Annotated in this window: 9 protein-coding genes; 1 reads left to right on the forward strand and 8 read right to left on the reverse strand. The window is 69.9% G+C overall.

What is annotated here, in order from left to right; genetic code table 11:
* The first annotated feature begins 10 nt into the window (after positions 1–10).
* Positions 11–1,294 carry a c-type cytochrome gene (locus tag ASC92_RS00785; RefSeq protein ID WP_056509251.1) on the forward strand — a complete coding sequence of 428 codons (1,284 nt, stop codon included), beginning with the start codon at positions 11–13 and terminating at the stop codon, positions 1,292–1,294.
* Positions 1,295–1,310: 16 nt separating this feature from the next.
* On the opposite strand, the gene ASC92_RS00790 is transcribed toward ASC92_RS00785, so the two are convergent.
* From ASC92_RS00790 to gspL, 8 genes are all read right to left on the reverse strand, one after another.
* Entirely contained in the window at positions 1,311–3,320 is a 2,010-nt protein-coding gene (locus ASC92_RS00790; RefSeq protein WP_056509253.1) for a lipoxygenase family protein, read from the reverse strand.
* Positions 3,321–3,511: 191 nt separating this feature from the next.
* Positions 3,512–4,411, reverse strand: coding sequence for a 5'-nucleotidase (locus ASC92_RS00795; RefSeq protein ID WP_056509256.1), 900 nt, complete (start codon positions 4,409–4,411; stop codon positions 3,512–3,514).
* Between the two features lie 25 nt (positions 4,412–4,436).
* The gene (gene gspF, locus ASC92_RS00800) at positions 4,437–5,675 is read right to left on the reverse strand and encodes a type II secretion system inner membrane protein GspF (protein ID WP_056509258.1); all 1,239 of its coding nucleotides are present in this window, start codon (positions 5,673–5,675) and stop codon (positions 4,437–4,439) included.
* Positions 5,676–5,689: 14 nt separating this feature from the next.
* The gene (locus ASC92_RS00805) at positions 5,690–7,081 is read right to left on the reverse strand and encodes a GspE/PulE family protein (RefSeq protein ID WP_056509261.1); all 1,392 of its coding nucleotides are present in this window, start codon (positions 7,079–7,081) and stop codon (positions 5,690–5,692) included.
* Positions 7,082–7,086: 5 nt separating this feature from the next.
* Complete coding sequence (gene gspD, locus ASC92_RS00810; protein ID WP_056509264.1) at positions 7,087–9,381, reverse strand: type II secretion system secretin GspD; 2,295 nt, start codon at positions 9,379–9,381, stop codon at positions 7,087–7,089.
* Positions 9,382–9,386: 5 nt separating this feature from the next.
* Entirely contained in the window at positions 9,387–10,187 is an 801-nt protein-coding gene (gspN, locus tag ASC92_RS00815) for a type II secretion system protein N (RefSeq protein ID WP_056509267.1), read from the reverse strand.
* Between the two features lie 19 nt (positions 10,188–10,206).
* Complete coding sequence (gene gspM, locus ASC92_RS00820) at positions 10,207–10,752, reverse strand: type II secretion system protein GspM (protein ID WP_056509269.1); 546 nt, start codon at positions 10,750–10,752, stop codon at positions 10,207–10,209.
* Entirely contained in the window at positions 10,749–11,966 is a 1,218-nt protein-coding gene (gene gspL / locus ASC92_RS00825) for a type II secretion system protein GspL (RefSeq protein ID WP_056509273.1), read from the reverse strand. Before gspL ends, gspM begins: the two co-directional genes overlap by 4 nt.
* Between the last annotated feature and the right edge of the window lie 13 nt (positions 11,967–11,979).

Below are 11,979 nucleotides of genomic sequence, written 5' to 3' on the forward strand. Positions count from 1 at the left end.
GGCCGCGATCATGAAGCTGCGACACCTGGGCTGGACGCTGCTGACGCTGATCGTGCTGGGGGCCGCGGCAGCAGGCGGCATCGTCGCGATGAACCTGCGCGGCGAAGACCCGCTGCCCACGCAGGCCGAAGCCTTCGCGGCCACGCCGCAGCTGATCGAGCGCGGGCGCTATCTCGCATTGGCCGGCAACTGCGCGGGCTGCCACACCACACGCGGCGGCCAGTCCTATGCGGGCGGGCTGCCTCTCGAGACGCCCTTCGGCACCATCTATTCGAGCAACCTCACGCCCGACGGCAAGAGCGGCATCGGCAGCTGGAGCAGCGCGCACTTCTGGCGCGCGATGCACAACGGCCGCAGCAAGGAGGGGCGGCTGCTGTACCCGGCGTTTCCGTATCCCAACTTCACGCAGGTGACGCGCGAGGATTCGGATGCGATCTACGCCTACCTGCGCAGCCTGCCGCCCGCGCCGGAGCCCAACAGGGCGCACCTGCTGCGCTTCCCCTACGACACGCAGGCGGCGCTGGCCGTGTGGCGTGCGCTGTCGTTCAAGCCCGAGCCCTTCGTGGCCAATGCCGGCAAGCCCGCTGAATGGAACCGGGGCGCGTACCTGGTCAACGGCCTCGGCCATTGCATTGCGTGCCACGGCAGCCGCAACTCGCTCGGCGCGACGGAAACAAGGCTCGGCCTTTCGGGCGGCCTGATCGCCGTCGAGAACTGGTATGCGCCCTCGCTCAACGACCCGCGCGAAGCCGGCGTGGCCGACTGGCCCGCGGCCGACGTGGTGTCGCTGCTCAAGAGCGGCGTCGCGCCGCGCGGCTCGGTGATGGGTCCGATGGCCGACGTGGTGTTCCGCAGCACGCAGTACCTGAGCGACGCCGACCTCACGGCCATGGCGAGCTACCTGAAGGACCTGCCCGATGCACCGAAGCCCGAGGCTGCGGCCATCGCGAAGACCCCGATCCGCCGCGACGCCGCCACGATGACGCGCGGCGCGAAGATCTACGACCAGGGCTGTGCCTACTGCCATGGCGACCAGGGGCAGGGCGCGGTCGGCGCCTATCCGCCGCTCGCCGGCAACCGCGCCGTCAACATGGCGCGGCCCACCAACCTGATCCAGGTGGTCGCGCACGGCGGTTTCCTGCCCTCGACGCCGGGCAATCCGCGCCCCTACGGCATGCCTCCGTTCGGGCAGACGCTGGATGCCGCCGAGGTCGCGGCCGTGCTCACCTATGTGCGCGGCTCGTGGGGCAACGACAGCGCGCCCGTCACGCAGCTCGACACGATGCGGCGCTGAGCCGTCCGTCTTCCGCTCAGATGTTCGTGCTCGAGGGAATGCGGCTCGGCAGCAGGTGCTCGTAGGGCCGCGTGCGCGTGGCGTTGCGCTGGCGGATGGTGGCCTCGATGCCGGCCAGCGCATTGCGGAAGCGCTCCAGCGGACCGCCCTGTCCGGCGATGGCCGGGTCGATCAGCACCGGCAGGTGCGGGAACACGTTGTCCTTGTACTCGCCCAGCGGCCGGTAGTACACGCCGCCGAGGATGTGGAACAGCAGGATCTGTTCCTGCGCCGCCAGCCGCGACGGCAGCATCTGGGACCAGCTCGCTTCGCTCTGCCCCGCATTGCCCGTCGGTGCCGGCATGCCGCCCGTGCCCGCGCTGAAGGGCGCATACGTCATCACCGAGTACTGCGGAAAGTTCACCGCCGCATGCTGCGCGCTGGCGTTGAAGATGATCGCCGTCAGCACGTCGACGAGCTGACCGCGTGTGGTGATGGGGCGGAAGCCGTGCACCTTGCCGCTGGTCGCGAGCTCGGTGGCCCAGGCCTTGAGCTCGTAGTCGCCGGTCACGTCGCCGTCGCTCAGGTAGTAGGTGGCCACGTAGTCGCCGACCCATTGCGCGATGGCGTTCCACACCAGCAGTCCGTCGTCGCGGTACGGGTAGTCGGGCAGCGCCGCCGTGTCGTCCACGCCGCGCGTGCGCAGGTCGTTGGGCAGCATCATGCGGTCCTGGAAGTCGTAGGCCAGCCGGTCGCGGCCGCACGCGCTCTGCAACGTCTCGATGGGCGCGGCGAGGATCACGTCGCCCGTGGTCAGCGGCGCCATGATGATCAGCGTCGCGGCCTCGTTGATGAACATCGCGCCCTCGAGGTGCGGCGACAGCAGCCGGCTCAGCGGATGCGCGGTCGCGAACTGTCGCTGCGTGGCCATCGCGAAGGCCTCCGACATCAGGTGCGTGCGGCCCAGGTGCACGAACATCTCGTGATAGTTGAAGTCCGCCACCTGCACGGCGGTCTTCGCCGATTGCCAGGCCCACCAGGCCTCGGCGTTGGCGGTGTCGTCCACGCGCAGGAAGATCGGGGCGAGGGTCGGGTCCTGTCCGCACTGGATCGCGACCGGCACCAGCGAGCGGCCGGTCTTCGGCCGTGCGAACAGCGCGATGGGCGCATGGATGTAGCCCGTGCCCGTGAGCGGCTTGGCCTGCGGGCCGGCCGGCGCCATGTCGCCCAGGCCTTCGTAGTCGAGGATGTAGAGGCGGCCCGACGCGGCCGCATCGGCGAGGCTGTCGCCGGCGCCCATCACCTGGTGGTACTGCGCGTCGCTCAACGGGAACTTGGCCGGCAGCGCCGTCGCCCGCTGGATCAGCGTCGGGTTGGGGCCGGCCACGCGCATGGCCGCGAACAGGTCGTTGTCATGCAGCAGCTGCGAGATGGCCGGCTTCTCGATAGTGACGAACAGTGCGTCGTACTGCGCCACCGTCTTCGGTCCGTTCAATGCGCCCAGCGGGCCTTGCGAGAGCAGGTCGTGATGGATCTGCCTGAGCTGCGTGCCGATGTCGCCCGCCGTGCTGGTGAGAGTGGCCAGCAGGTTCAACACCGTCGCGGGCAGCGTGAGCAATCCACCGTTGGCGGCCAGCAACTGGCCGAAGCTGGCCTGCAGCCCTGCGAGGCGCATGCGCAGGTTGTCGAGCGACTGCAGGCTGCCCGAGGCCAGCGCGCTGGTGGCGAACGAGGCCGCGAAATTGGTGACGGCTTCGACCGCCTTCGAGAGGGTCGCGAGCTGGTGTTCGAGCGCCGGCAGTTCGCCCGGTGGCACCACCGCGCCCATCGGCACGCCGGCCAGGTTGATGTGCGATTCGGTCCAGAGGTAGGTCGTCTGACGGCCCACCAGTTCGAGCCGCCGCAGCGTGGCGCTGATCGGGTCGATCTTCTGTGGCAGCGTGGGCTTGGGCACCGGCAAGGCCGCCGAGGCGGTGGAAGGCCTGCCGGCCAGCAGGCCCAGGCCGCCCGCCGAGGCCGACCATTTGAGGATGTCTCTGCGCTTCATCGGGGCGTTCCCTGTTGTAGTGAGTCTGCGGGAAGGCCGACGAGGGGCTCGGCCACTGAATAGAACGCTCGTTCTATTTGGTGGGCGGATTCTGCGGAGGGGCTCTGGCGTTGGCAATGAGGGTTGGTGCCTAGGCCAGAGGCGCGCTCCCGGTGCTATCGCGGGCGCTGGGGTCCGCAGATCGCGCGGGTTCAGGGCTCGTTGCTGATGCCGCTGCTGACGTGCCCGGCAGGCACGTGCCGCGAGGCCGCGTCGACGTGGCCGGTCTGGTCGTCGAAGAAGAAGTCGGGCTCGAACTCGCGCAGGAATTCGCCCTTGGGCAGGCCGCCGAGGAACATGGCCTCGTCGACGCGGATGTTCCACTTCATCAGCGTGCGAATGGCGCGCTCGTGCGCCGGCGCGCTGCGCGCGGTAACGAGCGCGGTGCGGATGCGCATCTGCGCGTTGCCCGCCATCTGCAGCCGGTGCAGCGCCATCAGCAGCGGCTTGAAAGGGCCTTCGGGCAGCGGCAGGTCGGCCTTGCTGAGTTCGTGCGCCTGGAAGGCGTCGAGGCCCTCGGCCTGGAACACGCGCTCGGCCTCGTCGGAGAACAGCACCGCATCGCCGTCGAAGGCAATGCGCACTTCGTTCGGCCATGCATCGCTGGCCTTCACCGATTCGACCAGCACCCGCGCGGCCGGAAAGCCCGCGATGAGCGCCTCGCGCACGTCCTGCGCGTTGACCGAGAGGAACAGATGCGCGCGCAGCGGGCGCAAATAACCGAAGGGCGGGCGGCCCTGCGTGAACACACCGCGCTGCAGCTTGATGTCGGCGGCCGCGCTCGACTTGAAGATGCGCATGCCCGAGACTGGGTCGTTGCGCGAAAGAATCACCACCTCCACGCGCTGCACGCCGTCTTCGTTGAAGCGCAGCAGCTTGCGGATCAGCGAATAGGCGATGCCGGGCGCGGCCGGCACGTCGATGCGGTCGAGCTGCAGCTTCATGTAGCCCTCGTTGTCCCCGGCCTCGAAGATCTTGTTTTCTTCTTCGAGGTTGAACAGGGCGCGCGAGGAGATCGCGACCACGAGTTTGTCTTCGAGCGTTACGGGCATGGTGCGTCCTGCTTGGCGGCCGTCGTCACTTGACGAACTGGTTGAGCTGGATGATCGGCAGCATCACGGCCAGCACGATCAGCATCACCACGCCGCCCATCGCCACGATCAGCAGCGGCTCCAGTATGGTGGCCAGGTGCATCGCGCGGCGCTGCACTTCGGCGCCGAGCTGGTTGGCCGCGCGCTGCAGCATCAGCGGCAGGGTGCCGGTCTGCTCGCCGAGGCGCGCGAACATCGACACGAGGCCGGGGAAGCGCTTCTTCTGCGCCAGCGCCGAGGCGAGCGGCGCGCCCTCGCGCACCAGCACCAGCGCGTCGAGCGCGTCGGCGCGCATCGCGCGGTTGCCCAGCGTTTCGGAAGCCGCCTGCAGCGCGCGCAGGATTGGCACGCCGGCGGTGGCCAGCATGGCGAGCGTGCTGGCGAAGCGCGCCGCGTTGTAGCCGCGCGCGAGCTTGCCGACCAGCGGCAGCTTGAGCCAGGCCGCATCGAATTTCAGGCGGAAGGCTTCCTGCGCCAGCGCCAGTCGCACACCGACAGCCGCGAGCACCACGGCGCCCAGCATCCACCAGCCGTAGTTGCGCACGCCCGCGCTCAGCGACAGCATCACGGTGGTGAGAAAGGGCAGCGAGCGCTTGGTGCCCGCGAACACCTGCGCCACCTGCGGCACCACGTAGCTCACGAGGAAGATCACGATCACGATCGCCACCAGCGTGACGATGGCCGGGTACAGCGCCGCGCCGATCAGCTTCTGCTGCAGCGCCTGCCGCTCTTCGAGATCGTCGGCAAGGCGGTCGAGCACGAGTCCGAGGTTGCCGCTCTGCTCGCCGGCACCGATCACAGCGGTGTAGATGGGCGAGAACTCGCGCGCGTGCGCCGACAGCGCGCGCGCGAAGGGCGAGCCCGCGTTGACTTCGGCACGCAGCGAGGCGACGAGATTGCGTTGCGGTTCCGACTCCGCCTCGTCGGTGAGCGCAGTCAGCGCGCGTTCCAGCGGCAGACCCGACGAAACCAAGCCCGCGAGCTGGCGCGTCCATACCGCGAGGCCGGTGGAATTGAAGACGCGCTTGCCGCCGCCGAGCCAGCGGCCAAGGCCGCTGCGCTGGCCGCTGCCGTTGGCGTGGTCGCTGCCGACCGGCTTGACCGACAGCGGAATGAGCGCCTGCGCCCGCAGCAGGCTGCGCGCGCTGCGGGCGGTGTCGGCCTCGAGCACGCCTTCGCGCGACTGGCCGCTGGCGTCGATGGCTTCGAAGGAATAGGCGGGCATGGCGGAACGGGAGCCTAGTCCCGCGTGACGCGCAGCAGCTCGGCGCGCGAGGTGACGCCGGCCTGCACCAGCCGCTCCCCGTCTTCGCGCATCAGGCGCAGCCCGCCGCGTGCGCCGGCCTGCAGCAGTTCGCTTTCGGCTGCCTTGCTGTGGATGAGGCCCTGCACCGTCTCGTCGGCCACCAGCAGTTCGAAGATGCCGGTGCGGCCTTGGTAACCCGTCTGGCCGCACGCCTCGCAGCCCGCGCCGGCGCATACCGCGCAGACCTTGCGCACGAGGCGCTGCGCGAGCACGCCGAGCAGCGACGAGCTCAGCAGGAAGGGCTCCACGCCCATGTCGGTGAGCCGTGTGACGGCGCTGACCGAGTCGTTGGTGTGCAGCGTGGCGAGCACGAGGTGACCGGTCAGCGAGGCCTGGATGGCAATCTGCGCGGTCTCGAAGTCGCGGATCTCGCCGATCATGATCACGTCCGGATCCTGCCGCAGGATGGCGCGCAGGGCCTTGGCGAAGGTGAGCTCGATCTTGGCGTTGATCTGCGTCTGGCCCACGCCCGGCAACTCGTACTCGATGGGGTCTTCCACCGTCATGATGTTGCTGCGGCTCGCGTCGAGCCGGGCCAGCGCGGCGTACAGCGTGGTGGTCTTGCCCGAGCCCGTGGGCCCGGTCACGAGGATGATGCCGTGCGGCTGCGCAATGAGCTTCTCGAAGCGCGCGAGCGTGTCGCCCTGCATGCCCACCGATTCGAGCGTGAGCTTCGATTCGCTCTTGTCCAGCAGGCGCAGCACCGCGCGCTCGCCGTGCGCACTGGGCAGCGTCGACACCCGCACGTCGACCGCGCGCGTGCCGATGCGCAGCGAGATGCGTCCGTCCTGCGGCAGCCGCTTCTCGGAGATGTCGAGGTCGGCCATGATCTTCAGGCGCGAGATCAGCGCGGCGTGCAGCGCGCGGTTGGGCTGCACCACCTCGCGCAGCGTGCCGTCGATGCGAAAGCGCACGGAAGACGTGCGCTCGTAGGGCTCGATGTGGATGTCGCTGGCGCCGTCGCGCGCGGCCTGCGTGAGCAGCGCGTTCAGCATGCGGATGATGGGCGCGTCGCCCGCGCTCTCCAGCAGGTCTTCGACCGCCGGCAACTCCTGCATCATGCGCGAGAGGTCGGCGTCGCTCTGCACCTCGCTCACCACCGCGGCGGCACTCGATTCGCCCTGCGCATAGGCCGCGCTGATGCGCTGCGCCAGCGGGCCGTCGGCCAGCACCTCGAAGGCCTGCACGCCGTACTTGCGCGACACCTCGCCGACCGCGCTGCGCGCCGGGTGGCTCGACATCCACAGCGTGTAGCGGCCGTCGTCGGACTCCTCGAGCAGCAGTTGCTGGGTGCGCGCGAACGCGTAGGGAAGCGGATAGCGCATGGAGGTCAAGGCATTTCGCGCGAGCTGACCGGGTCGGCCGTCGGCGGCAGGGCGCCGCGCAGCGGGCTCGGTGCCAGCTTGCGGTTGTCGGAGAGCGGCTGCGGCGGCGGAATGAGCTGCGTGCCTTCCATGCGGGTGCTGCCGCTGCCGCGGTTGCTCGAGCGCTGCAGCGCGGAGTCGGGCAGCACCGGCGCAGAGTCCACCCCGCGCAGCATGATGTTGTCGGTGTTTGGCTGCGTCTGCAGCTGCTGGCCGCGGATCTCGTCGTAGCGGTCGTAGGCGAAGGCCTCGGACGAAGCGCCGTCGCGCATCACCGCGGGGCGCAGGAACATCATGAGATTGCTCTTGCTGCGCGTGCGGTTCTCGTTCTTGAACAGGTTGCCGAGCACCGGGATGTCGCCGGCCAGCGGCACCTTCTCGATGTTGTTGTTGTAGGTGTCCGAGAGCAGGCCGCCCAGCATGACGAGGCCCCCGTCTTCCACCAGCACGCTGGACTCGATCGAGCGCTTGTTGGTGGTCGGGCCGTTGGGGTTGCTCAGCGAGTTCTGGTCGACGGTCGAGGTCTCCTGGAAGATCGTCATCCGCACCGTGCCGTTCTCGTTGATGGTCGGGCGCACGCGCAGGGTGAGGCCGACGTCCTTGCGCTCGACGGTGGTGAACGGGTTCACGCCCACCGAGCCCGAGGTGCTGGCATACGAGCCGGTGGGGAACGGCACGTTCTGGCCGATGATGATCTTGGCCTCTTCGTTGTCCAGCGTCAGCAGGTTGGGCGTGGAGAGCACGTTGGCGTCGCCGTCGCTGTTGAAGAAGTTCGCGATCGCGCCCAGGATGTACTGGCCGCCGATCTTGCCGGCGATGCCGAGGTTCAGCCCCGGCTGGATCGACGTTGCCAGGCCCGCGGCATTGCGGGTGGCCAGCGCCTGGGTCAGCGCCAGGATGTTCGTCTTGTTCAGGCTGGAATTGGTGCCGATGACCGCGTTGTTGCCCAGCGCGCTCTGCCACTGCACGCCGAAGTTCGCGGCCTTGTTGGCGCTGACCTCGACGATGAGCGCCTCGATCATGACCTGGGCGCGGCGCCCGTCGAGCCGGTCGATCACCGCGCGCATCTGGCGGTATTGCGGCTCGGGCGCCGTGATGATCAGCGAGTTGGTCGACGGGTCGGCCTGGATCTGGCCGCCGGTGGAGGGCTGGTTGGCGTTGTTGAGCGGGGCGCTGGCTGCGGCCGAACTGCCGCCCTGGCTGTTGTTCAAGTTCACCTGCATGGCCTGCGGCGCGCTCTGCTGCGGCACGGCACCGCCGCCCGCGGCGCCGGCCACGCCCGGCGTGGTGTTCTGCTGGTTCGCCGCCATCGCGGCGCGCAGCGTGGCTGCGAGGCGCACCGCGTCCGCGTTCTTCAGGTAGACCACGTAGATGTTGCCGGCCGCGCCATTGCTGCTTTCGGTCGGCGCACGGTCGAGCTTCTCGACCAGCGTGCGCACCAGCGCCACGCGCGCCGGATTGGCCGCGCGCAGGATCAGCGAGTTGCTGCGCGGATCGGCCATGAGGGTGGTGCGGAACGATGCATCCACCGCCCCGGGTGCGGCACCGGCCGGGGCGCCGGCACTGCCGCCGTCGACCAGCCGTTGCACCAGCGGCACCATGTCGGTGGCCACCGAGTGCTTGAGCTGGATGACTTCGATGTCGGACGCGTTCGGCACGTCGAGCGACGCGATGATGCGCGCCAGCCGGCGCATGTTGTCGGCGTAATCGGTGATCACGAGCGAGTTGTTGCCCGGGTTCACGTTGATGGTGTTGTTCGGCGGAATCAACGGTCGCAGCACCGGCAGCAGGCTGTTCGGCGATTCGTAGTTGAGCCGGAAGATCTGCGTGACGATCTGGTTGCTGCCGCTCGACGCGGTGGCGCTGATGGAGGTGTTGACGGTGCTGCTCTGCAGCTTGGCATCGGCCTCGGGCACCACCTTGTAGAGGCCGTCGGCCTCGACCACCGCGAAGCCCTGCAGCCGCAGTGCCGAGGCGAACTGGTTGAAGGCGGCGGCCGGCTGGATGGCGCGGTCGGTGACGAGGTTCATCGTGCCCTTGACGCGGGGGTCGACCACCACGTCGCGGCCCGTGACCACCGCCATGGTGCGGGCCACGGCTTCGATGTCGGCGTTGGCGAAGTTCAGCGTGATCGGTTCGCCGCGGCGCGGTGCATCGCCGGTCTGTGCGAACGCGACGGGCGCGCCCTGCAGGAGCGAGGCGGCGATCAGCACGCGCACGGCGAGTGCAACGGTGCCGGTCGAAAACAGTGGCTTCATCATGAGGGTCAACCCAGGGTGATGATCGAACGCGCGTTGACGCGCCGTCCGATGATGTTCAACAAATTGGAAAGCGCGTCTTCGCGGCCGGGCGCGGCACTGGCTTCGCCATTGAAGCGGAAGGAGGTGCCGTTCCAGCTGCCGCTGCCGTTCAGTTCGAGGCTGCCCTCGCGCGTGCTCAGCAGCAGCGTGGGACGGGGGCCGCCTTCGAGCGTGAGCCGGTAGCTGCCCATCGGCCGCAGGGTCGACAGGCTGGAGGAAACGTCGGTCGCGTCGAGCGTGGCCTGCCCGGCGATGCGCAGCGCCGGGCCGTCCCACAGCATCGAGAAGGCCTTGGTGGAGAGATCGAGCGCACCTTCGAGCTTGAGCGTGTTCCAGGGTGCACCCAGGCCGGTGAGCAGGGTGGCGGGCCAGCGCGAGCGGCTGTCCTGCCATGTGAGCTGCATGCCCCCGGCGCGCGGGCTGGCCTTGAGTTCGAGCGGCTGCTCGGCGCAGCAGGGCAGCTCGAGCCTGGCGGAAATGCCGCTCCAGCCCGGGCGCATGCGCCAGTGCAGCAGGCCGGGCAGCGACACCGCCTGGGTGCCGCCGGCGCCGCTGGCGAGCACCACCGCGGCCGTGCCGTTCCAGACGGTGCCGCGCGGGTTGGCCAGCACGAGGCGGCCATGGCTCCAGTTCGACAGCGCCGCCGAGAGCCAGCGCGCCGGCGCGAACAGCGCCACCGCCAGCAGCGTGCCGATGGCGAGGCCGAACAGGGCCCAGCGCCAGCCGCGGCGCGGCCGGGGTTCGGAGATCGGAGGGCGGGTCAGCATGCGGGCTTGCTGCTGCTGGTCATCGCGCCGCGGGCAGCGCCATGACGATGGTGCCGTCCCAGCGGACCTGCGGCGTCTTCGGCGCATCCTTGCCGCTGGAAGGCGGCGGTGGCGCGGCGGCCGGTGCGCGCGTCAGGTGGACTTCGCGCGGCACCGCATGCGCGTTGCCGCGGGCCTGGCCGAGCCATTGGGCGACGCTGGCCGCGGGCGCCGCGCGCAGCGAGACGGTGGCGGCGCCGTCGCCGCCGGCCGTCATGAGCTGCGCGTTGCCGGCGCCGAGGCTGTCGCGCACCGAGGCCTCGAGCGCGCGCAGCGCGTCGTCGCGGTTCAGGCGCGGTTGCGACTGCAGCGCCTTCGCGCGGTTCTGCAGGGTGGCCATCTGCTGCAGCTGCGCGTCGAGCTGCGCGTGTTCAGCCGGCGCCGCGGCCAGCGTGCGCAGCGCAGGCGCGAGCGCGATCCACCAAAGCAAGGCCAGCGCCACCAGCGCAGTGGCGGCGATGACCATGCGGCGCTCGCGCGTTTCGAGGGTGGCCCATCGGGCCTTGAGCTGTTCGCTGAAATTCATCGGGCGGCCTCGGCCTGTGCCTGCACGAGCAGCAGGTCGCCTTCGGTGCGCACGTTGTAGCCGCGCGGCGCCATGGCATTTGTGATCTGCGACACCTCCGACGGCTGCAGCCCGAGGCCGCGCAAGCGCAGCTGGCCGGCGCTGTAGTCGACGGCGCTCGGCACCTTGCCGGGCGGGAGGGCGGCGGCGAGCGCGCCGACCATGGGTTCGAAGTCGCTGCCTGCCACGTCGCCCACGGCCTGCTGCAGCGCGGCGACCTCGCGCTGCATCTGCAGCGGCGCGTCGACCACGATCTTCACCGAGGGGAAGGTCTGGGTGAGCATGGTCTTGGCGGCCTGGCGTTTCGATTCGAGCGCATTGCGCTCTTTCCAGGCCCAGGCGTTGAGGCCGATCAATTGGGTGAGCAGCAACACGACCACGCCCCAGCGCGCGGCGCGCCACTCCGGCGCATAGCGCAGCGTCTGCAGCACCGACGCGAATTTCTTGCCGGCGCGCGCGCGGCCGGTCGCGGCGAGGTCGAACTGCGCGAGCTCCCACGGCGTGCGCGCGGCCTGCAGCCAGCGCTGCGGCGATTTCACGATGGGCACGCGGCGTTCGAGCAGATGCTCGGCCGCCTCGGCCACGGCGGGCTCGGTGGTGATGACGGCGGTGTCCAGCGGCAGGCTGCCCGACAGCGCCAGCCCCGCGCCGGCCAGCGGCAGCGAGACCACGCCGTCGGCATCGCACACCGTGAGCTGCGGCGCTTCGGGCTCGCCCGTGACCAGCAGCAGCGGCGGGCCGTCGGGCGGCTGCGGCGCGAATTCGGGAACGATGCGCACCACGCGCCGGCCGGCCGCTTCGAGCCCTTGCACGACGCTGCGCAGCCAGATGCGGTTGCAGGCCGCGACCCACACGGGCGCACCGGCCTTGGCATCGGGTTCGAGCGCGAAGTGCAGGGCCTCGGGTTCGTCGAGCAGGTGTTCTTCGAGCAGGCCGTCGAGCACCGCACGCAGCTTCGATGCGCTGCCCATGCTGCCCCTGGGCAGCGTGACGCGGTGCCACGAGAGCGCGGCGGAAGGAATGCCGAGCATGACCTCCGCACCCGAAGGCAGCAGCGCCAGCAGCGCACGGCCCTGGTTGCGCAACGCGATGCCGTCGTCGCCTGCCTGGGCCCAGTCGTACTCGCCCGCGGCATCGGCCGGAGGGAGGGGGGCAATGAGCAGCAGGGGGGTCATGTGGGTCTTGGAA

Origin of the sequence: Variovorax sp. Root411 (assembly GCF_001425205.1) — a bacterium.
GTDB lineage: Bacteria > Pseudomonadota > Gammaproteobacteria > Burkholderiales > Burkholderiaceae_C > Variovorax.